Annotated in this window: 23 protein-coding genes and 4 pseudogenes; 18 read left to right on the top strand and 9 right to left on the bottom strand. The window is 62.1% G+C overall.

The annotated features are described in order from the left end of the window. Nucleotides 1-10: 10 nt before the first annotated feature. The 5 genes and pseudogenes from A3AS_RS0134315 to A3AS_RS47870 all read right to left on the bottom strand — a co-directional run bounded on the left by A3AS_RS0134315 (nt 11) and on the right by A3AS_RS47870 (nt 4,431). The gene (locus A3AS_RS0134315) at nt 11-487 is read right to left on the bottom strand and encodes a DUF2269 domain-containing protein (RefSeq protein WP_026202655.1); all 477 of its coding nucleotides are present in this window, start codon (nt 485-487) and stop codon (nt 11-13) included. Next, complete coding sequence (locus A3AS_RS0134320; protein WP_026202656.1) at nt 487-1,764, bottom strand: SDR family oxidoreductase; 1,278 nt, start codon at nt 1,762-1,764, stop codon at nt 487-489. Before A3AS_RS0134320 ends, A3AS_RS0134315 begins: the two co-directional genes overlap by 1 nt. A gap of 22 nt (nt 1,765-1,786) precedes the next feature. Continuing rightward, entirely contained in the window at nt 1,787-2,341 is a 555-nt protein-coding gene (locus A3AS_RS0134325) for a hypothetical protein (RefSeq protein WP_020508791.1), read from the bottom strand. A 1,356-nt stretch (nt 2,342-3,697) separates the two neighbouring features. Then, a pseudogene (locus A3AS_RS49475) lies at nt 3,698-3,884 on the bottom strand (NAD(P)-dependent oxidoreductase); the annotation flags it as partial. An 80-nt stretch (nt 3,885-3,964) separates the two neighbouring features. Continuing rightward, nucleotides 3,965-4,431 (bottom strand): annotated as a pseudogene (locus A3AS_RS47870) (metallophosphoesterase family protein). A 169-nt stretch (nt 4,432-4,600) separates the two neighbouring features. Between A3AS_RS47870 and A3AS_RS49870 the strand changes: the two are divergent. The 14 genes from A3AS_RS49870 (at nt 4,601) to A3AS_RS49490 (ending at nt 15,785) form a co-directional block, all read left to right on the top strand. Further along, nucleotides 4,601-4,723, top strand: coding sequence for a hypothetical protein (locus A3AS_RS49870; protein ID WP_018322011.1), 123 nt, complete (start codon nt 4,601-4,603; stop codon nt 4,721-4,723). Between the two features lie 113 nt (nt 4,724-4,836). Further along, nucleotides 4,837-5,820 (top strand): cytochrome c oxidase subunit II, encoded by a 984-nt coding sequence (coxB, locus tag A3AS_RS0134345; protein ID WP_245283345.1) that lies wholly within the window; start codon nt 4,837-4,839, stop codon nt 5,818-5,820. Nucleotides 5,821-5,822: 2 nt separating this feature from the next. Continuing rightward, nucleotides 5,823-7,730 (top strand): cytochrome c oxidase subunit I, encoded by a 1,908-nt coding sequence (gene ctaD, locus A3AS_RS0134350; RefSeq protein WP_018322013.1) that lies wholly within the window; start codon nt 5,823-5,825, stop codon nt 7,728-7,730. Then, entirely contained in the window at nt 7,727-8,326 is a 600-nt protein-coding gene (locus A3AS_RS0134355; protein WP_018322014.1) for a cytochrome c oxidase subunit 3, read from the top strand. The genes ctaD and A3AS_RS0134355 overlap by 4 nt, the downstream gene beginning before the upstream one ends. Further along, nucleotides 8,323-8,676: a hypothetical protein gene (locus A3AS_RS0134360; RefSeq protein ID WP_018322015.1), complete on the top strand. Its 354-nt coding sequence runs from the start codon at nt 8,323-8,325 to the stop codon at nt 8,674-8,676. The genes A3AS_RS0134355 and A3AS_RS0134360 overlap by 4 nt, the downstream gene beginning before the upstream one ends. Beyond that, nucleotides 8,664-9,587 carry a cytochrome c oxidase assembly protein gene (locus tag A3AS_RS0134365; protein WP_018322016.1) on the top strand — a complete coding sequence of 308 codons (924 nt, stop codon included), beginning with the start codon at nt 8,664-8,666 and terminating at the stop codon, nt 9,585-9,587. Before A3AS_RS0134360 ends, A3AS_RS0134365 begins: the two co-directional genes overlap by 13 nt. A gap of 86 nt (nt 9,588-9,673) precedes the next feature. Further along, nucleotides 9,674-10,462 carry a heme-binding protein gene (locus tag A3AS_RS0134370; protein WP_026202660.1) on the top strand — a complete coding sequence of 263 codons (789 nt, stop codon included), beginning with the start codon at nt 9,674-9,676 and terminating at the stop codon, nt 10,460-10,462. Nucleotides 10,463-10,563: 101 nt separating this feature from the next. Then, on the top strand, nt 10,564-12,411 hold the full coding sequence (locus A3AS_RS0134375) for a methanol/ethanol family PQQ-dependent dehydrogenase (RefSeq protein ID WP_026202661.1): 1,848 nt from the start codon (nt 10,564-10,566) through the stop codon (nt 12,409-12,411). Continuing rightward, nucleotides 12,395-13,246, top strand: coding sequence for a substrate-binding domain-containing protein (locus tag A3AS_RS0134380; protein ID WP_018322019.1), 852 nt, complete (start codon nt 12,395-12,397; stop codon nt 13,244-13,246). The genes A3AS_RS0134375 and A3AS_RS0134380 overlap by 17 nt, the downstream gene beginning before the upstream one ends. After that, complete coding sequence (locus tag A3AS_RS0134385) at nt 13,246-13,875, top strand: cytochrome c (protein WP_026202662.1); 630 nt, start codon at nt 13,246-13,248, stop codon at nt 13,873-13,875. Before A3AS_RS0134380 ends, A3AS_RS0134385 begins: the two co-directional genes overlap by 1 nt. A gap of 19 nt (nt 13,876-13,894) precedes the next feature. Further along, complete coding sequence (locus A3AS_RS0134390; protein WP_018322021.1) at nt 13,895-14,272, top strand: cytochrome c family protein; 378 nt, start codon at nt 13,895-13,897, stop codon at nt 14,270-14,272. 290 nt (nt 14,273-14,562) lie between these two features. Further along, entirely contained in the window at nt 14,563-14,841 is a 279-nt protein-coding gene (locus A3AS_RS49480; protein WP_245283346.1) for a hypothetical protein, read from the top strand. A gap of 147 nt (nt 14,842-14,988) precedes the next feature. After that, on the top strand, nt 14,989-15,468 hold the full coding sequence (locus A3AS_RS49485; RefSeq protein WP_026202665.1) for a PQQ-binding-like beta-propeller repeat protein: 480 nt from the start codon (nt 14,989-14,991) through the stop codon (nt 15,466-15,468). Next, the gene (locus A3AS_RS49490; RefSeq protein WP_026202666.1) at nt 15,465-15,785 is read left to right on the top strand and encodes a PQQ-binding-like beta-propeller repeat protein; all 321 of its coding nucleotides are present in this window, start codon (nt 15,465-15,467) and stop codon (nt 15,783-15,785) included. Before A3AS_RS49485 ends, A3AS_RS49490 begins: the two co-directional genes overlap by 4 nt. Nucleotides 15,786-15,873: 88 nt before the next feature. On the opposite strand, the pseudogene A3AS_RS49495 reads toward A3AS_RS49490, so the two are convergent. Then, a pseudogene (locus tag A3AS_RS49495) lies at nt 15,874-16,912 on the bottom strand (SDR family oxidoreductase). 324 nt (nt 16,913-17,236) lie between these two features. Then, nucleotides 17,237-17,674 (bottom strand): annotated as a pseudogene (locus A3AS_RS49500) (DUF4336 domain-containing protein); the annotation flags it as partial. A 532-nt stretch (nt 17,675-18,206) separates the two neighbouring features. Here A3AS_RS49500 and A3AS_RS0134430 point away from each other — a divergent pair. After that, the gene (locus A3AS_RS0134430) at nt 18,207-18,989 is read left to right on the top strand and encodes a Crp/Fnr family transcriptional regulator (RefSeq protein ID WP_018322023.1); all 783 of its coding nucleotides are present in this window, start codon (nt 18,207-18,209) and stop codon (nt 18,987-18,989) included. A gap of 6 nt (nt 18,990-18,995) precedes the next feature. Here the strand turns inward: A3AS_RS0134430 and A3AS_RS0134435 are convergent, their stop codons facing one another. Together A3AS_RS0134435 and A3AS_RS0134440 are read right to left on the bottom strand one after the other, a co-directional pair. Next, the gene (locus A3AS_RS0134435; protein WP_018322024.1) at nt 18,996-19,910 is read right to left on the bottom strand and encodes a hypothetical protein; all 915 of its coding nucleotides are present in this window, start codon (nt 19,908-19,910) and stop codon (nt 18,996-18,998) included. Between the two features lie 14 nt (nt 19,911-19,924). Further along, entirely contained in the window at nt 19,925-20,212 is a 288-nt protein-coding gene (locus A3AS_RS0134440; RefSeq protein WP_018322025.1) for a hypothetical protein, read from the bottom strand. Between the two features lie 326 nt (nt 20,213-20,538). On the opposite strand from A3AS_RS0134440, the gene A3AS_RS0134450 reads away from it, so the two are divergent. The 3 genes from A3AS_RS0134450 to A3AS_RS0134460 are packed head-to-tail and all read left to right on the top strand — an operon-like array spanning nt 20,539 to nt 23,335. Next, nucleotides 20,539-21,639, top strand: coding sequence for an inositol-3-phosphate synthase (locus A3AS_RS0134450; protein WP_018322027.1), 1,101 nt, complete (start codon nt 20,539-20,541; stop codon nt 21,637-21,639). Then, nucleotides 21,639-22,235: a histidine phosphatase family protein gene (locus A3AS_RS0134455; protein WP_018322028.1), complete on the top strand. Its 597-nt coding sequence runs from the start codon at nt 21,639-21,641 to the stop codon at nt 22,233-22,235. The genes A3AS_RS0134450 and A3AS_RS0134455 overlap by 1 nt, the downstream gene beginning before the upstream one ends. Then, the gene (locus tag A3AS_RS0134460; RefSeq protein ID WP_018322029.1) at nt 22,232-23,335 is read left to right on the top strand and encodes a glycosyltransferase; all 1,104 of its coding nucleotides are present in this window, start codon (nt 22,232-22,234) and stop codon (nt 23,333-23,335) included. The genes A3AS_RS0134455 and A3AS_RS0134460 overlap by 4 nt, the downstream gene beginning before the upstream one ends. The last annotated feature ends 1 nt before the right edge of the window (nt 23,336 follow it).

Consider the following 23,336-nt stretch of genomic DNA (forward strand, 5'->3'; position numbering starts at 1 on the left):
CTCCCATCTTTCAAAAAACCGCAGGTTGGGGTTTGGCTATCATCAGCCAGAGTATAGCGGCTACGGCAGTGAACGCTGGAATGCCGAAGGCGAACCATAGCCAAAAAATTCGGTGATATTCAGGAGGCAAAGGCGAGCCTTTTGCCGCCGCGATTGAGGCAATGTCCCTAAGGCGCATTTGCATCCAAACAACGGGCAGCCATAGCGCCCCTGTGATGAGATACAGCACGATCGACCAAACGATCCATCCTTCCCAGAAGGAGTAACCGACGTGCAGCACAAGCAGCGAGCCTGTGACGGGCTGTGCAACGACGGCAGTGGCTGTGAAGATAAAATCCGCAATCACAACAATTCGGGCGACGCCCGCGATCACGGAGGGCTTTCCGCCGAGGTGAGCTGCAAGCATGAAGAATGCAATGCCGGATCCCGTGCCAAGCAAGACAGCGGCGCCGACGATATGTAAGTACTTGAGAACGAAGTACAGCATCATCGATCTTCAAGAACAGCTAGCGCTGCGAAATGCAGGACGATAATCGGCCAGATTTTCAGCATCGGCCCTAGAGGGTCGGCCCATAGGCGAGGCACAAGTATGGTCCCGATGATCGCGTAAGTGAAGGAAATCGCGATGGCCGCATAGACGCCGTACCGGCTGGTTGGGCGATAGGCAATCGCGAGTCCAATCACCAGGTCGGATAATGCGCCGGCGACCACCGTGAGCGCCGCACTCGCTCCTTCGACGCCGCCCTCGCCCATGAGACCCATACCGTAGCCCCAGCCCGGCCCGAGCGAGACAAAGGCAGTCGAGATCCAGAATAGAGACAACACAATAAGTATCGCTGGCTTGAGCAAATACATCCGCGCAAACCAGCGTTCCTGCACTGAAGCTGGTTCGGAGGCGAAGAACTCCGGCAGGCCTCTTGGATGCAGCCCAAGCCGCCGCATGTCTTCGAGATCGCCGACCGCGCCCCGCCTGATCTCCCGCTCGGCAGTGCTTCGTACGGGAGGCCGCCAGCCCAACAGCGAAATCATGTCACCGAATTTGTACATCACGCTCGAAGCGAAGTTCGGCAAACGGATCTCGCGCGCCGGAGGCCAACGGTACCAACGGCGGATCAGTGCAATGACTTCATGGAAAGAATGGCGATGCGGGCCGACCAGTTCGACAATTGTCCGTGTCGGCGCACCGGGCTCTAGAAAATGCTGCACTGTTTGCACGACGTCCTCGAGCAGGACGATCTGGAGCTGTCCCGTGTTCGGCATCACCGGCAGAGCCGGCAGGGCCGCCAAGCCTCGCATGAGCGCGCTGGCCCCATAGGCCGCCCGACCGATCACGACAGACGGCCGCAAGATGATCCAGTCGAGGTCACGCCCCATCAGAGCCTTGTCGCCAGATAATTTCGTTTCTGAAAACGCGCTGGGAGTTTGCCGGTCTACCCCGATTGCGGAGAAATGGATGACGCGGCGGATTTTGAGTTGCTCACAGGCGGCAAAAAGATTCGCAATGCCCTGATGATGGACCATTGACGTGGAATCCTTTGGGCTATCTTGGAGTACCCCGGCGCAATTCACTACGGCCTCTACGCCATCGAGGTGGGGCAGCCAATAAGACGGAGACGTCGCCTGGTTAAGGTCGACCGAGATAGCACTCGGACTCCCAAAATCCACGCTTCTACTCATAGAAACAATTGAATGGCCGCGCGAGGATAGGTAAGCCACAATCGCGGATCCCAATAGTCCTGTCCCTCCGATGACAGCAACCTTCATTGATGGTCCTCCGCGTTCGGAGCTAAGCCCTGTTCCGCGATCGCAAACCTCGAACGAATTCCTCCATATAGGGAAGGACTTCAAACAGCAGGACTGCGAATAAGAATGCAGCCACGTAGGTCCAGGGTAATGGCTCTCGCTTCAAGACGAGTTCGTAGCGTGCGGGCTCAGACCCCATCCCCCAGAGGCTAAGGAATTGCGGCCAGTTCAAGATAATCACGATGACCATCGCCATGAGGGGCATCAGTTCAAGAAAACTATGGACCTGCTGTTCGATGGGCGTGATGAGCCGCTTATGGCTAGCGAATGTTGTGTCCCAGAGGGCTGTCAGCTGATGCGCAACAAAGCCCGCGATCATAGTCGCGATAATAAGAGCGTTAATCTCCAAAAAAATCGCCGCCAGCATCGGTATCGCCAGCTCGATCAACATCAATAGATGAAGCAGAGTTTCCTTATAACCGCTCGTTATCTCAATCCGAGAAGCGCGATGGCAAAGGTAATCAGCAAAGCCGGCCAATAGCCAAAGGGGCAGCACAAAGTACAGCAATATGGTTTCGGCTGCTGCGAAATGAGACATTCGGCAAGCGCTCTCCTCTCTACAGGCTGCCTGGAGTGCGGAGGGGTTATGACCTGTCCTCATTTCGCAACTCCTGGTTCGCCAACTGGAAGAATTCTTCCTCCCTGCCTTCGGGTTTGCCGTTCCGCCCATATTTCATAAGTGCGCTTCTCGATTTTCTTTTCGGTCGGTTGGGCCACCACGACCTCCTTCAACTCTGTAGGGATCGTGGGGTTGTCGGCTAATCGCGACCTCTTCAACAGTTCGCGCCAGCGATGGCTGGGCCGTCTGCTGCCGAAGCTCCATATTTTTCACTCGTCGGGGCGAATCCCCCCTCCGCTGATAAGCACGACAAGTCCGCGAGGTTCCTTCGCTGAATGAACGCGGCGGGCGCGGCTTGCGTTCCTCGCTTCTCACTTCCCAGTGCACGGTCAGGGAATGATCTGCAGCGATCCCGTGCTCTTATTTCCTGCCTGTCGCGCTCCGGTCTCGAAACGGCGTAGCGCGCGTTCACTTGCTGGATGAGGTCGAGCCGGGGCGTTGTTCGGAGTCGTGGTGGTGGTCTGATGTCCGACATCGCGTCCATTGTAGAAGACTGCCGCGACGACCGCTATGACGAAGATGGCGCCGACCATCCAGCCACTGCGCTGTTCTGCCGTGACCGAACGATGGTGTGGTCGTTCTGATCCATGCTGTTCTCCCGTGACTGCCTTCGAAAACATGTCGCCGGGAGAGATGTTCCTAACTCGGCTTGCTCGGTCGCGGCACAACATCTACCGATCGAAGACGCATCGGTTGGCCTCCCGGCGGGCGACAGGATAGTCGACGATGCATCGGATGCCTGGCGTCGGCGGGCGACCATGACGCCGACACCAATGCCGCGGCCAGGGACCGGAGCGGTGCCGCGATGGCGATGTCCCGCAGTTGCTGGGGAAATGAGCGCTGTGGCTGCCTTCGCAGGTGCTCCATGCCGCGGGGTTTCCGCTCTCCGGGCGCCGGTTGCTGCCGAGGGGTTACCAACGCTGGGATCATCAGAAAGGCCGGATGCTTCGGTCATTGCGGACGCGTCTTTCAGGTCCATGGGAAACCTCGTGTGGCAGGTTCGAAGCAACCGTTCGCTGCCCGTGCGGTTCCTCGATCGGCTTGCAACAACAGAAGCGCGAAAATAACCCCATGCACAGTAAGCCACAATGGAATCAATGGATTAGCGGCCGATCGCGACGTACTTCTGTTTTTTCGAATCCAGCTTGACGCGTCGGGCAAAATACTCCTAGACAGACATCATCCCGAAACGGTACGTCCTGAATTGCTAGCCGCAACCAGGATTGCTGAACGCGGGCGCCGCCCCGCACCTGTGTGCATTGGAACAGATGAACGGCTGACGGCCAACGTGGCCCCCGACGCATAGCTCGAGAGCGGGTTGGGCAGCAGCACATAGGCCGCCGCGAGCTCGGAGGGCTTTCCGGCGCGCTGCGTCGGCACCTGCTTGCCGAAATTTTTGACGGAGTCCTCCGGCACGGTCGACGGAATGAGGGGGCCAGATCGGCCCGGGAGCGGCTCCGGAGTTTGCGCCGGTGACGGAAGCGACGGCAAGCGTTCCTGACCCGCAGTCAGACCTCTTCGTCCAAGCGCCATATGTCGGCGCTAGGACCGACCGAGCGTGTGCACGATCGGTCGAAGCTCGCCGCTCTCGTCTAGATCGAGCGTCGCAAGCGTGATCGGAAGCTTGAAGCGTCGCGGCCCGGCGCCCCCGGGATTGAGATAAAGTACCTCGTCAACCGTCCTGACGCTCCCCGGTGCGAATGACCGCAAATCACGGCAGCGGTGCCCTCAGGCGCAGGTTTGCTCCCGAGCCCGTTCAGATCATGCAGGATGTAGAAGTCGTACCGGCCGAGGCGCACAGTCTCCGTATCCCGATAGTCCCGCGCCCAATGGCCGGTATCGACATTCCCCCGAATCGCAGTGACAGGCGCAATCGTGCGCAGCCCTTCGAGCACCTGCCCGGCACCGATATCGCGGGCATGAATGATATGCGCGACTCCGTTAAGGCAAGGCGCCACTTCTGGCCGTAGGAGCCCGTGCGTGTCCGAGATCACCCCAATTCTGATCACAGCGCTCTCATGACGTCCCGCCGCGTTCCCGCGCTTAGGAACCACGGCAGCTTGCTCGCAGTTGGCGTCGTAGCGAATGCGCCCAGCTTGACCGGAACACCGAAGCGAGGCAACGCCGCGATGATCGACAAAAGCTGATGGCAAGGTGATCGAACGCGGAGGACGATATATGTTCGAAGACCTTCGCGCGATCGCCCAGCCCGGAGCGATGATTGCCATAGTCCTTGTCTTGCTGCTGATGGCCGTGGCTGACGGGGCAATCTTCATCGCAGCCAGGGGCTGGCCCTTCTGACTTGTGAGACCAGCCGCCTCGCTGCAATAGGAACCTTCATAGGATTGACCGGTTCGCCCTGCAACAGGAGAGCACGGCGAACATCGATGCCCGTCCGGATACGAACGGCTCTGGTGCCATTTACGACGTTGCCGCTGGCCGCATGTGCCGGCCGCCAGTCCGTGCTCGATCCGCAGGGACTTCAATCTGACGAGATCCTCCACACCCTCTTCATCTTCCTGATCGTGGCGGCCGTCGTCTGGATCGCCGTGGTGATCGTGCTTTGCGTGAGCATGCTGCGCCGGAAGCGCGGGGCTGACCAACCCCTCGCACTGGACGCGCCCTTTGAGCAAACGACCGGCCGCGTCGTCTTTGCCTTGGGGCTCGCAACCCTCGTCATCGTGCTCGGGCTCTCGATCGTCAGCTATGCCGGTCAGCGCACCGTCTTCGCCAAGGACGAGCACGCTCTCACCCTCAAGATTATAGGCCATCAATGGTGGTGGGAAGTCCGATACGAGGACGACAGCCCCGACAAGAGCTTCGTCACCGCGAACGAGGTCCGCATTCCGACCGGGCAACCGGTGAAGGTCGAGCTTGAATCCGCCGATGTGATCCACAGCTTCTGGGTCCCGAGCCTGACCGGAAAGATGGATCTGATCACCGGGCAGAAGAACGAGCTTCAATTCACGGCGAAAAATGCCGGCGTCTATCGCGGCCAATGCGCCGAATTTTGCGGCCTTCAGCACGCGCACATGGCCTTCGCCGTGCTCGCGCTATCGCCGGACGAATTCGGCCGCTGGCGCGATCACGAAAACCAGAGCGCAAGCAGCCCGACCGACCCGCTCGGCAAGCAGGGCGAGCAGCTGTTCCGCGGAAGAGGCTGTGCGCTCTGCCATACCGTCCGCGGGACGCTTGCCGGCGGGCAGCTCGGCCCCGACCTCACTCACGTCGGAAACCGAACAACGCTTGCAGCCGGAACGCTGCCGATGTCATCGGCAACCCTCGCCGCCTGGATCGCCGATCCCCAGCACATCAAACCCGGCAACATGATGCCGAGGATGCCGCTGCAATCGGATGAGCTCATCGCGATCCTTCACTATCTGGAGCAGCTCAAGTGAGCATGGTGGCCGAGCAACGCGAGCTGCGCGATGACGCTCTGAATGGTCTCCAGCTTTCGACCCGGCTCGAGGGCATCTGGCGCACACCTTCCGGCTTTTTCGGCGCACTGATGTCGGTGGACCACAAGGTCGTGGGGCGCCGCTACATCGTCACGGCATTCGCGTTCCTGCTGCTCGGAGGACTTCTCGCGGTGCTCATGCGCGTTCAGCTCGCCCGACCCGAGAACACGTTCCTGTCGGCGGACAAGTACAACCAGATCTTCACGATGCACGGCTCGACGATGATGTTCCTGTTCGCCGTGCCTATCATGGAGGCCTTCGCCGTCTATCTCGTCCCGCTGATGGTCGGAACGCGAAACCTTGCTTTCCCGCGCCTGAATGCCTTCAGCTACTGGATGTTCCTGTTCGGAGGCTGCTTCCTCTGGATCTCCTTTGCGGTGAACGTCGGCCCTGATGTCGGCTGGTTTGCCTATGTTCCGCTGGCATCGCTGCAGTACACGCCGACGAAGCGCCCAGATGTCTGGGCGCAGATGATCACCTTCACCGAGGTCGCCGCGCTCGCGGTTTCCGTCGAGATCGTCGTGACCGTGTTCAAGCAGCGTGCGCCCGGCATGACGCTCGACCGTATCCCCCTCTTCGTCTGGGCGATACTGGTTACGGCGCTCCTCGTAATGTTCGCGATGCCGTCAATCATGGTCGCATCGACGTCGCTGATCCTGGACCGCCTCGTCAACACGCGCTTTTACGATTCGTCTTCGGGCGGGCATCCCCTGCTCTGGCAGCATCTGTTCTGGTTCTTCGGCCACCCCGAGGTCTACATCATCTTCATTCCCGGTACGGGCATGGTCTCGGCGATCCTCGCCACATTCGCGCGCCGGCCGGTGGTGGGCTACCCGGTCATCATCCTTTCGCTGATCGCGACGGGCTTTTTGTCGTTCGGCCTGTGGGTCCACCACATGTTCGTAACCGGTCTGCCCCAACTCGGCGCCGGCCTGTTCACGGCGTCCAGCATGCTGATCGCGGTGCCAAGCGGTCTACAGATATTTTGTTGGCTGGCAACGCTCTGGGATGGCCGCCCGGTCTACCGCACCCCGCTCCTGTTCGTGATCGGCTTTATCGTCATTTTCGTGCTTGGCGGACTGTCCGGCGTGATGGTCGCGTCGGTCCCAATCGACACCCAGGTACATGACACCTATTTCGTCGTCGCCCACTTCCATTACGTCCTGATCGGCGGCGCCGTATTCCCGCTCATTGGCGCGGTCTACTATTGGTTTCCCAAGATCACCGGCCGGATGCTGAGCGAGTGGCTCGGCCGCTGGAACTTCTGGCTCGCCTTTGTCGGCTTCAATGTCGCGTTCTTCCCGATGCACATTCTCGGGTTGATCGGGATGCCGCGCCGCGTCTACACCTACACCGCCGACATGGATTGGGCGCACCTCAACCTGCTGTCCAGCGGCGGAGCCGCTATTTTTGCGCTCAGCTTTGCGCTGCTGCTCGTCAATGTGATCCTCAGTCTGCGCAGCGGCACGCTGGCGGGCGATAATCCCTGGGATGCCTCCACCCTGGAGTGGGCGACGTCCTCACCGCCGCCGCCGCAGAATTTCGACCGCATTCCCGTGGTCAAGCACCGCGATCCGCTCTGGCTCGACAACGCGAGCCTGGCTGTCGTTGCCGGCCTCAGCGTCGAGCGGCGAGAGGTGCTCCTGACATCGCTGGCCGAAGCGGAGCCGCAGATCCGGGAGGCGTCTCCCGAGCCGAGCATCTGGCCGCTCCTGACGGCCATCGCGACAACGGTGTTCTTCATCGGCTCGATCTTTACGCCTTGGGCAGTGCTGTGGGGCACGCCGCCGGTGGCTGTCGCCTTGATCGGCTGGTTCTGGCCGGCCGGCAGCAAGGAGGACGAAGAGTGAGACAAACAATCGTCTGCAATGTCGCCGAGCTGCCTACCTATGGCTACGGTCCGCGCAGCGGCCCCTGGTGGGGCGCCATCGGCTTCATGGCGCTGGAGGGGATGGGATTTGCCATCGCGATCGGCGCCTACCTCTATCTCTATGCCGTCAATCCGAACTGGCCGATTGGCGCAGCGCCTCCCGATCTTTGGCCCGGCACGGCCGAGACCATCATCTATCTCCTGAGCATCATTCCGAACGAGATGACCAATCGCGTCGCTCATCGGCAGGACCTTGCGAAAGTACGCCCAGGCCTCATCGTGATGGCGCTGATCGGAATTGCCCTGCTCGTCCTGCGCGGCTTCGAATTCGCTCATCTCAACACGCGCTGGGACAACTCGGCCTACGGATCGATCGTCTGGTTGATCCTGGGACTGCACACGACCCACCTTGCCACCGACGTCGGCGACACGATCGTGCTGGCAGTGCTGATGTTCACCCGGCACGCCAAGCCGCGCCGGTTCAGCGACGTCACCGATAACGTGTTCTACTGGAATTTTGTCGTGCTGGCCTGGCTGCCACTCTACGTCCTGCTCGACTGGGTGCCGCGCCTATGACCGCCGCCGAAAGACATACCAGACTGCTTTATTGGTCCGGTGTCGCCCTGGGGCCGCTAGCCTGGGGCATCAACCTGCAAGGCGTCTATGCGCTCGCCCATTTCTCGTGCGAGACGACGAAGCTTACCGGCACGATCATGAGCACGGTCCTGGTCGTTGTCGCCCTCGCGGGCACAGTGATATCGGCACGCGCGGTCCGGCGCGGCGCGGGGGCTCAGTGGACCGATGCCCAAGGCGGCGGCCCCCGGACGTTCATGGCGTGGCTCGGCGTCGGCTCCGGCGTGCTGTTTGCGCTGGTGATCCTAAACCAGCTTGCGGCATCGCTCATGATCAGCCCATGCCTGCGCTGAGCCTGTTGGCGTTCCTGCTTGGCCTCATGGCAACGCCTGCAATGGCGCACGGCATCGCGGACGTCGACACGGGCTCGCTCTGGAGCTCCGATCCCTGGCTACTGGCGCCGCTTTATGTCGTCGGCATCGGCTTCTATGTCGGCACGCAGCGGCTGTGGCGCCATGCCGGCGGCGGCCGCGGTGTCAGCTTCCGTCAGGTCGGCGCATTCTGGACTGGATGGCTGGTGGTCGCGCTCACGCTGACATCGCCGCTGCATTGGCTCGGGGAGCGCCTGTTCACGGCGCACATGATTGAGCACGAGCTGCTCATGGTGGTCGGCGCGCCGCTGATAGCCTACGCCCGGATCAACGGGCCGATAATGTGGAGCCTGCCCGCCTCGCTGCGTCCCGCTGCGGGCCGTCTCTTGTGTTGGTCGACTCTGGCGCGGCCATGGGCCGTCATCAGCCATCCTGTCAGCGCGACCGCCCTGCATGGTTTGGCGCTCTGGGCTTGGCACGCGCCGCCTCTCTATGCGTGGGCACTCGAAAACACCGCCATCCACCGCCTCCAGCACATCAGCTTCTTCGCGACCGCGCTGTTGTTCTGGTGGGTGCTTTTCCATGGCCGCGGCGTCGGACGCAGCCTGCGGCTGCGGGACGGGATCGCGATCGCTTGCCTGTTCGTCACCGTCCTGCATTCCGGCGTGCTCGGAGCACTGCTGACGCTGTCGACACGCATTTGGGTTCCGGGACAAGGCGCACTCGCCAGCGAATTCGGTTTGTCTCCCCTGGAAGATCAGCAGCTCGCGGGCATTTTGATGTGGGTGCCCATGGGTATGCTCTACACCGGCGCAGCGCTGTTCTTCGCCTATCGTTGGCTCATCACGATTCCTGCGCACTGCCACATTCCAGCGGCTCGGCATGCCGGCTGAATGACCTTAGACTCACGGCGAACATAGGAACCGCAGCTGTAATGCAACGTTCGCCAGCTGACTCTCGACCATCCCGTGGAGGCCATATGGGCATACGAACCGTCCGAGCGACTGTTATCATCGCGGCCGCTCTTGCGATGCTGCAAGGCGCGACAGCGCAAGATCAGCCGCGCCCGGGAATGTCATGTCCGGTCGACCATGATCAGCTGGCGGACATCCTGAAGAAAAGCGTCAAGCCCAGCGGCGGCCCCAGCAATGGCGGCCTCGACAACAACGAGTGGGCTGCCGTGGTGAACCGGCAGGGAGTGGTTTGCGCCGTCGCCTACAGCGGCAGCAAGGTCGACGACCAATGGCTCGGCAGCCGCGCCATCGCCGCCGAGAAGGCCAACACGGCAAATGCGTTCAGCCTGAAAAACAAGGCGATGGCCACTGCCAATCTCTACGCGGGCGCCCAACCCGGCGGCTTCCTGTTCGGCGCGGCGCTCAGCAATCCGCCGTCTCCGGAAGTTATCTATGCGGGCACGCCAGAGGAGTTCAGCACGGCAAAAGATCCGATGGTCGGCAAGCCCGTTGGCGGCGTAATCGTGTTCGGCGGCGGGCTCGCACTCTATGACGGCAACGGCATTGCCGGCGCGCTCGGCGTCAGCGGCGACAGCTCTTGTGCGGATCACAATGTCGCCTGGCGCGTGCGACACTTCCTCGGCCTCGATCACGTGCCGGCCGGCGTCAGCCCCAACATGAAGGACGCGATCATCTACGACATCGGGCCTGACGGCAAAAGCCCGTCGGGCTTCGGTCATCCCAAGTGCAACGGCAAGGAAGACCAGATCGCCGTCGATCTCGGTGCCGGCGTCTCGGGAAATGTCGTGAGATAGCGACACTCCGCAGAGCTTAGGAACCAAGCGGAAGCCAAACGTTTGTACGTTCGCAAACCGGCCTGGGCAAGGCCTCGTCGATGCCGTGGAGATCTTCACTTATGTTAGGTTTCGGCCTCAGGCGATTGCTGTGGGGAGTACTGAGTACGCTCTGCGCAGGCCTCGCATTGTTATCGCCTAGCTTTGCCCAGACCGATCTGGCCAGTCGCATGAAGGATCCCGATCAGTGGCCGATGGCTGCGCGCGACTACGCCAACACCCGTTACAGCGAGCTCGATCAGATCAACGCAGGCAATGCCTCACGCCTGCAGCTCGCTTGGACGTTCTCGATCGGAGCGGATCGCGGTCAGGAGGCCGCCCCCCTTGTGGTCGACGGGACCATGTATGTGGTCGGCCCCTATGCCGGCCCCTACCCGAACCGTGTGTTCGCGCTGGACGCAACAACGGGCGAGTTGAAATGGTCTTATGCGCCGAAGCCGGAGCCTGCTGCGGCGGGCGTTGCCTGTTGCGACGTCGTGAATCGCGGGCTTGCCTTCGACAACGGCAAGATCTTCCTCAATACGCTCGACAATCATTCCGTCGCACTCGATGCCAAAACGGGGAAGGAGCTTTGGCACACGAAGCTCGGCGAGATCAACAAGGGCGAGACCATCACGATGGCGCCCGTCATCGTCAAGGGCAAGGTTCTCATCGGCAACAGCGGCGGAGAGATGGGCGTGCGCGGCTGGGTTACCGCGCTCGACGAGAACACCGGAGCCATCGCCTGGCGCGCCTACGCCACGGGTCCCGACAAGGACGTCTTGATCGGCGACGACTTCAAGCCGTTCTACGACAACCTCAAGGGCAAGGATCTCGGCGTCAATAGCTGGCCTGCCGACCGCTGGCAGGTGGGCGGCGGCACCATGTGGGGATGGATCTCCTACGATCCCGACCTCAACCTGATCTACTACGGCACCGCAAATCCCAGTCCATGGAATGCGAACCAGCGTAGCGGCGACAATCTCTGGAGCACGACCATTTTCGCGCGCGATCCCGACAATGGCCATGCCAAATGGGCGTATCAGGTCAACCCGCACGATCTGTTCGATCATGACGAGATCAACGAGAACGTATTGGTCGACCTCGAGCTGAATGGTCAGCCGCGCAAGGTGCTGATTCATCCTGGCCGCAACGGCTACATGTACGTCATGGACCGCGCCACCGGCGAAGTGATCTCGGCGGACGCCTATGAATTCGTGAACGCCTACAAGGGCGTTGACTTCAAGACCGGCAAGATCATCCCGAATGAGGAGAAGACTCCCCTGGCCGGCAAGACGGTCGAGAACATCTGCCCGAGCGCGCCGGGCGCCAAGGATTGGCAGCCGTCAGCGTGGTCACCGCGCACCAAGCTTCTGTACGTTCCACATCAGCATCTCTGCATGAACTTCAAGGCGTCGCAGGTCGGTTATATCGCCGGCACGCCCTATGTCGGTGCCGATGTCGACATGTATGCCGGCCCGGGCGGCCATCGCGGCGAGTTCATGGCGTGGGATCCGGTCGCGCGCAAGAAGGTCTGGGAAATTCACGAAAAGCTGCCGGTCTGGAGTGGCGCGCTGGTGACTGCAGGCGACGTCGCCTTCTACGGAACGATGGACCGCCTGTTTAAGGCAGTGGACGCCAAAAAGGGCAACGTGCTCTGGCAGTTCCGCGCAGGCTCCGGGTTCGTCGGTCAACCAATCTCCTATCGCGGCTCGGATGGGCAGCAATACATCGCAATCCTCTCAGGTGTCGGCGGCTGGCCCGGCGTGGTGGCGAATGTAGAGGTCGATCAGCGCGTACGCAATGGTGCGCTCGGTTTCACCGGTGCGATGCAGGATCTTCCGTTCTACACCACGGGCGGCAGCGAGCTCCTGGTGTTCAAGCTCGGCGGCGCCAGTGGTCAGGACAACAGCCATGCACCTCCGCAGTGATTGCGCCGCCCTTACTCTTGCACTTGCGCTTGCCGGCCTGACCGGAATCGCGTTCCCCGCATTCGCCGCGCCGAATGGCACGCTTCGTGTCTGCGCCGATCCAAACAATCTGCCATTTTCCAACAACACGGAAGCCGGCTTCGAGAACAAGCTTGCCTCCATGGTGGCCGAGGCGCTGGGACGCTCGGTGTCCTTCACCTGGTGGGCACAGCGTCGGGGCTTCATCCGCAACACGCTCAAGACGGAAAAATGCGACGTCGTGATAGGGGTGCCTTCCGGCTACGAGCTCGTGGAGACCACAAAACCCTATTATCGCTCCACCTACGTCTTCGTCAGCCGCCAGGACGCGCATCTCGATCTGTCTTCGCTGCTCGACCCGCGCCTGCATCGTCTGGTGATCGGCGTTCATCTCGTAGGCGATGAGGGCAACAATCCACCGCCGGCGCAGGCGCTCGGCGAGCTGGGCATCGTCGACAATGTTCGCGGCTATTCGATCTATGGAGATTATCGTCAGGCCAATCCGCCTGCACGCCTGATCGAGGCGGTCGCGCGCGGCGAGATCGACGTCGCCGCGGCCTGGGGTCCGCTCGCCGGATACTTTTCCGGGCACTCCAGGGTGCCGCTGACGGTTACGCCGATCCAGGACGGCGAGCGTTTTGCGCCTCAGCAGTTTGAGTTCGCCATCTCGATGGGGGTACGCAAAGGAGACCGCGCGCTCCGCGATCAACTGAATGCTTACATCGACGAGCATCGGTCCGAGATTGCCGCACTGTTACGGAGCTACGGCGTGCCTATGGTCGACGTGCCGGTCGCAGCCTCCGGAGGACGTCAATGATGTCTGCGCCGCGCACGAGCGCCCTGTCCCTCCTGCTTGCGGCCGTCCTGAACGGCCCAGCTCTCGCCCAGCAAACCCTGCCACAATCTCAGGAGGCGCAGACGCCGATGTTGGCGCCGCGCCCGAATTTCGGCGGCAGCGTCGGCAATGGCCGACCGGGCGTGTTCATGCAGGTGCCCGTGACCACTCTTTTGCCGGGTGCGCAGCCGGATCCGCCTATGATCAAGAACCCGGTGCAGGGTGACCCCAATGCCGAGCAACGCGGGATGACCTATTTCGTCAATTTCAATTGCGTCGGCTGCCACGCGCCGAATGGCGGCGGCGGCATGGGCCCGGCTCTGAGCAACAACCTCTTCACCTACGGCTCGCAGCCCGAGAACATCTACCTGTCGATCTATCAGGGGCGCCCCAATGGCATGCCGGCCTGGGGCGGGGTGCTGCCGGACAGCGTGATCTGGGATCTCGTCACCTATATCGGCAAGATCAGCAACGAGCCCAGCCGGCAATGGGGTCGGACCTTCTCGGCCAATCCGCTGTCGCCTGAGGTCGAGCAAGTCCCGAGCGAGCAAGTCTCGACGACCGATCCGTGGTCCGCCACGAAGACCTTCAATTTCGGCCAAAAACCCTGATTAGAAAAGGGAGCAGCCGATGGTGAGTCCGACGACTCGATTACTCATCGCTTCGCTGCTGGCCGTGACCGCTGCGGCCTGCGAGGCAGGCAGGGCCACCGGCCCCGACAATTTCATGGGCGATGCGCGCCGTGGCACCGAGCTCGTCAAACAATATCACTGCGGCAGCTGCCACGACATTCCCGGCATCGCAGGTGCCGACGGCAATGTCGGCCCGCCGCTGCAGCGGATCGGCACGCGGAGCTACATCGCCAGCTATATCCAGAATTCGCCGGACAACATGGCCGACTGGATCGAAGATCCGCAGCGGGCGTTGCCGGGCAACGCCATGCCCAGAATGGGCATCCCGCAGAAGGACGCACGCGACATTGCCGCGTTTCTCTATACGCTGAAGTAAACCACATGAATTCCATCCACCGTTCGGCAAGATTGCTTCGCGACGCCGATACTGGCCACCACCGTTGTGATTGTGGCGATCATCGGATTGGCACTCATCGGCGGCGGCGCTTGGCTCGCGACGCTTGGCGGCTCCGTCTACTATCTCGTTGCCGGCATCACGCTCCTCCTCACGAGCTGGCTGCTCGCGCGCAGGGGCGCTCTGGGTCTATGCCGCGCTGCTGCTCGGCACCTTGGCGTGGGCGGTCTGGAAGCCGGGCTGGATTTCTGGTCGCTCGCGCTCGCGGCGACGTGCTTGCACCATTGGGCGTCTGGCTGCTGTTGCCGTTCATCGCGGGCCGCCTGATACCGCAGATGCGGACCGCGCAATGGGCGCTCGGCCTGGTGCTGATCGTGGCCGCTGGCGTGCTCGCTTTCTCCCTGGCGCGCGATCGTCACGACCTTGCCGACACCATCGCGGACGCCGGCGCCATTGCCTCCTCCGAAGCAGCCCCGCCCACCGCCGGCGAGGACCGGACGGGTTATGGCGGCAGCGGTTTCAGCGCGCGCTATTCCGCGCTCGCCAGATAACTATAGCCAATGTAAAGCATCTCAAGCCTCGCCTGGGAGTTCCGCAAAGGCGATCACAAGGGTCCTGATGATCCCGACGAGATCACCAACGAGGCAACGCCGCTCAAGATCGGTGATCTGCTCTACACCTGCTCGCCGCACCAGATCGTGTTCGAGCTCGATGCGGCGACCGGCCAGTTGCGCTGGAAGTTCGATCCACAGGTCCAGCACAACAAGGCCTTCCAGCACATGACCTGCCGCGGCGTGTCCTATCACGCCACGAAGCCGGGCGCCGTGACGGCCGACGGCGCGACGGCGCCAGGCGATTGTCCGGAGCGCATCTTCGTGCCGACCGATGACGGCCGGATCTTTGCGCTGGATGCCCAAAGTGGCTCGCCTTGTGCCAGCTTCGGCGATCATGGGCAGATCGACCTCAAGGAAGGTAGCGAGGTCCAGACGTTCGGCTTCTACGAGGGTACCTCGCCGCCCGTCGTGACCGACAAGGTACTGATCGTCGGTGGTGCCGTCATCGATAATTATTCCGACAAGGTCCCGTCAGGCGTGATCCGCAGCTTCGACATCTATTCGGGGCGGCTGATCTGGGCCTTCGACGCCAGCAACCCGATCCGAACGGTGAGCTCGCCGTGAAATGGTGTGACGCCGACGGCATCTCGGCGGTCGATGAAAATCTCGGGCTCGTCTATGTCCCGCCCGGCTCGAGCTCTCCAGATATCTGGGGCGGTGGCCGTTCGCCTGACAAGGAGCACTACGATTCAGCGCTGATCGCACTCGACATCACGACCGGGAAGCTGCGCTGGTCATTCCAGAACGTGCATCACGATGTCTGGGACATGGACATGCCCTCGCAGCCGAGCCGGGTCGATCTCCGTTCGAATGGGCGGCACCACGCCCGCGATCTTTATCCCGGCAAAAGCCGGCGACGGGCGGCCAATCGACGCCGATGACGTATGAGGCAGGCGGCAAGCAATATGTCGTGACGGTCGATGGCGGGCACGGCTCGTTCGGCACCAAGCTCGGCGCCTACGTGCGGGCCTACGCGCTGCCATGATGCCCGTCGGTACGATGCGTGGATGCTCGGCGACGTCTTATCCCGCTCTGCCGGCGCGGACGAGCAACTGCCAAGGCTACGATGGCCGCACACGCTGCTATTCCAAGCACAGCTAGCCCTGCGCTGATGACCCCAGCCGGCGGAAGCTGCTTCCGCGCCAGCCAACCCATCGACCGACGTGCCCGGCGGAGACGCCTCGATCATGCTTCCCTCGCTAATCGGAGCCCGGCGCGCGCGCGACAAGAGAAACCGGAACGCGCCTCCGAGCAAATCCTCGGTCAGCTTCGGCGCCACGGCGTAGGCCATCTGACCGGCACGGGCCGGCCACCCGACGGCCATTTCATCGCGCGGCGCGCGAACCAGGCTCAAAAAGGTCTGGGCAACGTCTTCGGACTGGTATAACAATGGGCCCGGATCGAGCCTCTTCCCGGACATGTTGGCGCCGTGGACGAATCCCGGCGTATCCACCATCGCCGGGAACACACCGCAGACATGGATGTGAGGATGTGCCCCGAGCTCCTGCCGCAGGCTTGCCGTGAATCCCCGCAGGCCGAACTTGCTTGCTGTATAGGCCGCAGCGAACGGTGTCGGCGCCCATCCTCCAAGCGAGATATTGTTGATCAGGACGCCTCGCTTCTGGCGCAGGAAGATCGGAAGGACTGCGAAGGCGCCGTGCATCGCTCCCAGCAGATTGACCTCAACAGTCCGGCGATGAAGTGCAAGATCGGCGTCCTGGTAGGCGCCGAACACACCCGTGCCGGCATTGTTGATCCAGACGTCGATCCCGCCGAAGGCGTCCTCCGCCTGCCTGGCCAGTCGCTGCACCGCCTCGGCATCGCTGACGTCGGTCGGGACTTCCAGGGCGCGGCCTCCCAGCGCCTCGCACTCCGCCGCTAGGCCACTCAGGACCTCGCCGCGCCGCGCGGCGAGCGCAACGCTCGCCCCTTCCCGCGCAAATGCCAGCGCCGCAGCCCGGCCTATTCCGCTGGATGCCCCCGTAATGACCACGCGCGTGCCTGCCATTGACCGGGTTGGCGATCGCGAAGTGCTCCTAGGAAGCAGCCATCGCAGTGACCGGCGGAGACGCTGTGCGCCGCCGGTTTCGAACCAGTCGCCGTGGGCAAAAATGACCCGCTCGGGCGCAAGGCCCACGAGCCGCTCTGCCGCGGCTTGGACGGAACGGCCGCCCAGGCGCAACAACATCCGCAAATAGATCGGTGCAATCCCGTCCGGCTTGGCGATGCCAAGCAGGCTTGCGGCGGCCTGATTCGAGCGAGGAAGATGATGAGGATCAAGATTTTGCACGAGATCCGTCAGGACCAATGTGCGGCTCCGTTTGTCGAATATCTCCACCTCGGAAAATATCGGGGCCTGCAACGAGACGGTCTCAAGCTCGACCGCCCACTCTTCAGGGGTGGTTTCGCCGAGCTCGCGATCAATGCGAAGGCCGGCCTCGCGTGCCTGCTTCCGCGCCGAAATTCCGCGCGCCGCGAAGGTCCGTGCTTGCGGCAACTCTCTCTGCCAAGCAGGCAAAAACGTCCAATGCGCAACGTTCGGCGCCATCAAATATTCGATCGAACCCAGACGTTCCAGCTCATCGCGCAGAGCTCGCGAATATCGCACCGGCGAGTGCAGGATAAGGTCGCCGTTCGACAACCGGATGACCGTCATGCGAACAGGCAGGCGCAAGCCCGCTGCACTGATGGGTGCATCGTCGGCGATCCAGATGTCGTCCGTAGCCCTCGTCAGGGTAGCAGTCAGTGGGGCGGCATCAACTTCGTGCATGAGCGTCTTCCGGTGGAGACCTTGCTCAAATCCCCGGGTAGGACGCTCGTTCCTCTCACCTATACCTCCGCGCGACGGAGGCTTCGGACAAAGCCCTGGAACCGGCCTGCCTGAGGTCGTCAAAAGACGTCTGTCCTCTTGTCGCCGCTTCCAGAAGCTTCGAGGCCACGTGAGTCCGGGCACCAATCTCGCGACAGAAGATGGTTTTGCAAACTTCCTCGAGCACGGCGCGCAAAAGCGCCGTCGGATCGGTGTCGAACATCCGCCTCCAGCTGAAGACCTAAGACTAAGGCAACGGGGACGGCGGGAGATTCAACATTGTTAAAGATCGAGCGACCCGTAGATAAATTTTCGCGCGGTTTGCAGCGGCCTCCTAGTGTGATCTCCTTTCCGTGGGAACATTGAAGATCGTCGAAGGTCGACTTGTATCCGCCGATGCATACGCATGGATCTATAGACAGTATCACAGGTTATTGCCTGCCCTTTTCCATTTGAGTCAGAGTTGGTGGAGGCGCGGGCGATCGGAAGACCAATGCAGACTGGATTTGCTTTTTCCAGGCTCGCCGATCACCTGGCGAGTCTCGGTGACGTGACCGCCGACGATCTCGATCTGCTGGCAGAGATGCCGAGCACGATCGCGCACCTCAATTCACATCAGGCGATCCTGCGCCACGGCGACGACAGCCATCAATGCTGCGTGCTGCTCCAGGGTTATCTGTCCTGGCAGGATGCCCAGCGAGCAAACGGGCAGATCACATCGATCTCTGTGCCCGGCGACATCGCTGACCTCCAGACACTCTACCGGCCCCGCGTCAACGGCAACCTCATTGCGCTCGGCCCCGCCGTTGTCGCGCTCGTGCCACATCGCTTCTTCCGCGAGCTATCAGCTCGCTCGCCTGCATTGTCGCGTACCCTGCTGCTAATGCTGCTTCGTGACCACGCCATACAGCGCAACTGGACCATCAACCTCGGCAGCCGGGATGCGTTGACACGAGTGGCCCACCTGCTCTGCGAGATCACCACGCGACTGCAAAATGTCGGGCTCGCCAAGGATTTGCGGTTGTCTTCGCCCTTCACCCAATCCGACCTCGCCGCCGCCTGCAGCATCTCTCCCGTCCACGCCAACCGCACCATCCAGGCGCTACGGCAGGGCAACCTGTTGCAATGGCAGGGCAAGACTCTGGTGATCTCGGACTGGCCCGGGCTGGTTCGGCTGGCGGGCTTCGAGCCCAACTATCTTGGCGTCCGGCCGCGCGATCAAAGCGCGCGGCCAGCCCAACTGGAATCGGATAAAGCGGCCGTCGTGCCGGCCTAACGGTATTTATGCGACCCTTTGCTTGCAATTCGCACGCGCCCGCAATGCTTCGGCCACCTCAGAGATGACAGCGCCCCAGTCGCCAGCCGCCTTTTGACGAAACAACCGCAAGCTCGGATACCAAAGTGAGCGGCACCCTGAGGATGGCCACCGCCAGTCACAGTCGGCGTGCAGCAGCACCCAGGCCTCGCATCCGAGTGCGCCCGCGAGATGTGCGACCATGGTATCCACGCAAATGGCCAGATCGAGCTGGCAAAGAAGATGGCCGAGGGTCGGGATGTCCGGCGTACTGATGTCGCACGCGCCGATCCGGATGAGATCTTCAGCCGGCGCATCCCTCTGAAGCGAGTGAAGCGCTACGCTAGGGACAGCGAGATGTCGCAGCATTGCGGGCGGAATCGCCCGTCGCTTGTCCCATTGGCCAACTTCCCAGACCAGGCCGACGGCAAAAACTTCGCCGTCGACTGAAACCGGCGTGCTCCTCGCTGGCAGAGTCAAATATGGCGCGGGCATCGCGACTTGCTCTCGCCCTACCTTGAGAGCGTGCGGTACCTCCATAATCTCTATATCCACCTCGAAATCTGTTTCGGGCGTCCCCTCTTGGAGCACAAGTGCGCGATCGACGCCTGTCGCGCGCTCCACCAGCGGTAAGAGTCCGGCCTGACACCAGACCGTGACGCTGCGCGCCAAGTCGCGGAGAGGCTGCATGAAGCGCAGAAATTGGAGGGTGTCGCCGAGCCCGTGGTAGCAGCGCACCAGCACGTGCCTGTCCGTGAGCGGCTCTCCACGCCAGATCCGCTGGAGATGACGCGGGCCAGTGTGCTTTGGCGGATATGCCAGCACTGCCAGATCGCGGTCGTTGATGGCCCAGGCGCGCGCGAAATCGCCCGCGCGCATCGCCTCCACCCAATCGTTCGCCATCGCCGGCGATCCGGCTAGCGGCGGACGAATTTGTGGAAACGGCTCAGCTTGCCGTCCCTGGTCCGGTCCTGGTGCAGCAAGGCAATATCAGCCTGATCGAATTTATCGAAGAGTTCGTCCCAGCCGATACGGTCGAGGCCCTCATCCGGCGGATCGAAATCGATACGCAGGATGCCGGCATGCCCGTCCTCCTCGGTTGCCTTGACCGTCGCCGGCTGGCCACCGCGCTCATCCACCCATTTGCGCATCGCAGCGTGGTCGGTGGTCTGCTGGGCTTCGCTGCTCTGGGTTTTGGACGTCATGCGGCACCTCGCCTGTTGGTAGGTCCGGCAATGTCACGGCATCGCATCGAACCATCTGCCGTGAAACGCGGGTCGGCAAGATTTGTTCTTTACGGCGCGACACGGCTGATGCGAGACGACCTGCATCATCTTCTTCATCTTCATCCAAGATGATCTTCGTTCCTTTCATGCAGCCCCGGATTCTATCCCAGGTTAAGCCCGGTGCATTTTCTTGCCCGGAATCGATCCGCGCGCAGGCATAGCGGCTTGGACGCAGGAACGAACATACCTTCCGGCACGTTCGCCGACCTACTTACGCTGACACCACGCGCCGGAGGTTTTCGTCCATGCACTCCCGTCTTCAGGACAGGCGGCGCGTACGCGTCGGTATCGTCGGCGTCGGCAACTGCGCAAGCTCGTTCGTCCAGGGTCTCACCTACTATCGGAACGCCAATTCGAACGAGCCTGTGCCCGGCCTGATGAACGTCGACCTCGGCGGGTACCACATCAACGATATCCAGATCGCATCGGCCTTCGACGTCAACGCCAGCAAGGTCGGGCGCGACGTCGCCGATGCCATCTTTGCCAAGCCAAACAACACGCATCGCTTCGCTGATGTCGATCAGACTGGCGTGGTTGTTCAACGTGGCCCGGTGATGGACGGCATCGGTCATTATCTCGAAGATGACGTTCCGGTCGCTGACGTGCCGGAGGCCGATGTTTCGGAAGTCCTGGCGATGTCGCGCACCGACGTTCTGGTGTCCTACCTGCCCGTCGGCTCACAACGCGCAAGCGAATGGTATGCGGCACGCGCGATCGAAGCCGGCTGCGGTTACGTCAATTGCATCCCTGTCTTCATCGCCTCAAATCCGGACTGGCGGCGGCGGTTCGACGATGCCGGCCTTCCGATCATCGGCGACGACATCAAGAGCCAGGTCGGCGCGACTATCCTGCACCGCGTGCTTGCCAATTTGTTTCGCGACCGCGGCGTGCGGCTAGACCGCACATATCAGCTTAATGTCGGCGGCAACACCGATTTCAAGAATATGCTGGAACGCGAGCGGCTGACTTCGAAGAAGATATCCAAGACCCAGGCGGTCACCAGCCAGTTCGACGTCCCGATGGATCCCGACAACATTCACGTCGGGCCGAGCGACCACGTACCCTGGCTGACCGATCGCAAGCTCGCCTTCATCCGGCTCGAAGGCACGACGTTCGGCGGCGTGCCGCTGAGCGCCGAGGTCAAGCTCGAAGTGTGGGACTCACCGAACTCGGCGGGCGTCGTGATCGACGCGGTCCGCTGCGCAAAACTCGCCATGGACCGCGGCCAGGGCGGCGCCCTGACCGGCCCTTCGAGCTATTTCATGAAATCGCCGCCGCAGCAGTTCACCGACGAAGAGGCTGGACGGCGGACGCGCGCCTTCATCGACGACAAGGCGTACAGCTAATGGTCGGGATCATCCATCTTGTCCGCCATGGTCACCACGCCCTGCTCGGCCACACGTTGTGCGGCCGGATGAACGGCGTCACACTTGATGACATCGGTTGCGAGGAAGTCGCGCGTTGTGCGACCAACGTCAGTCCGCAGCCTGCCTTGATCCAGTCGAGCCCGCAGCGGCGCTGCACGCAATCGGCCTCCATTCTTGCGGCCCACTTCGGATCGGCGATCGAGATCGTTCCCGCGCTCGACGAGCTCGACTATGGCGAATGGACCGGACGATCGTTCGAGGAACTCGGCAGGGATCCGCGATGGTCACGCTGGAACAGGCGGCGCGGCAGCACCCGCCCACCCGGAGGCGAGAGCATGCGGTCGCTCCAGAATCGCGTCGTCGGCCATTTGGAGCAACTGCGCAACGATAATTCGACTGGCGCCGTCATCGCCGTCAGTCATGCCGAGCCGATCCGTGCGGCGCTGCTGCATTACGCACGCAGGCGTCTTGACGACTTCCTGTCGATCGAGATCGATCCATCCAGCATCAGCACTCTCAGCGCTGACAGAGGCGGGTTCAGGATTACCGGGATCAACCAGCGGGTGCCGGCGTGAAGATCGTCATTTTTGGACTGACGATCTCGTCCTCCTGGGGCAACGGCCACGCCACACTCTGGCGCGGCCTCTGCAAGCATCTGACGCGTCTCGGCCACATCGTCGTCTTCTACGAGCGCGACGTGCCCTATTATGCCGATGCCCGGGACTTCAATGAATTGCCCGGTGGGCAGCTGCGGCTTTTTTCGAATTGGGAGGAGACCCGCTCCCTCGCCCGCAATGACATCGCGGATGCCGATGTTGCGATCGTGACGTCCTACTGTCCCGACGCAATTGCGGCGACCGACCTGATCATCTCCGAAGGGCGCGCCTTACCCGTCTTCTATGATCTGGATACCCCGATCACGCTGGCGCGGCTCATGGCGGGAGAATCCGTTCCCTACATGGGTCTGCGAGGTCTACGCGACTTCGCGCTTGTCCTCAGCTTCACCGGCGGACCGCGCGTCGTCCAGGAGTTTCGCGACCGACTTGGGGCCCACGACATACGTCCCCTGTACGGCCACGTCGATAGCGATATTCACCGCCCAGTGCCGTCCGAGCCGCACTATCGCGCGGATCTGTCCTATCTCGGCACCTACTCCGAAGACCGCCAACACGGGCTCGAGGCGCTATTCGTCGAACCGGCGCGAGCGCGGCAAGACCTGCGCTTCCTGATTGGTGGAGCACAATATCCTGACGACTTTCCGTGGTCGCCGAACATCTACTTCGTGCGGCATCTGCCGCCATCGGAGCATGCGCCTTTCTTTGCGTCCTCACGCATGACCCTCAACGTCACGCGCAAAGCCATGGCGGAGATGGGCTGGTGCCCCTCCGGCCGTCTGTTCGAGGCGGCGGCCTGCGGCGTCCCGCTCCTGAGCGATGATTGGCCAGGCATCGTAGAGTTCTTCACGCCCGGCAGGGAGATCCTGATCGCCCGCGATGCACAGGACACTTTGGCTGCGTTGGCGCTGTCGAGCCCCGACCTCCAGTCCATCGCCAAGCGCGCCTATGAGCGGACGATGGATCAGCACACATCCGACAAACGGGCGCGCGAGCTGGTGGCGCTGCTCGAGCAGGCGGTATCCAGCGGCGCGCGTTACCAGCAATCCGAGGAGGCCTGAC

The organism is Bradyrhizobium sp. WSM2793 (assembly GCF_000379585.1).
In the GTDB taxonomy this organism is placed as follows: domain Bacteria; phylum Pseudomonadota; class Alphaproteobacteria; order Rhizobiales; family Xanthobacteraceae; genus Bradyrhizobium.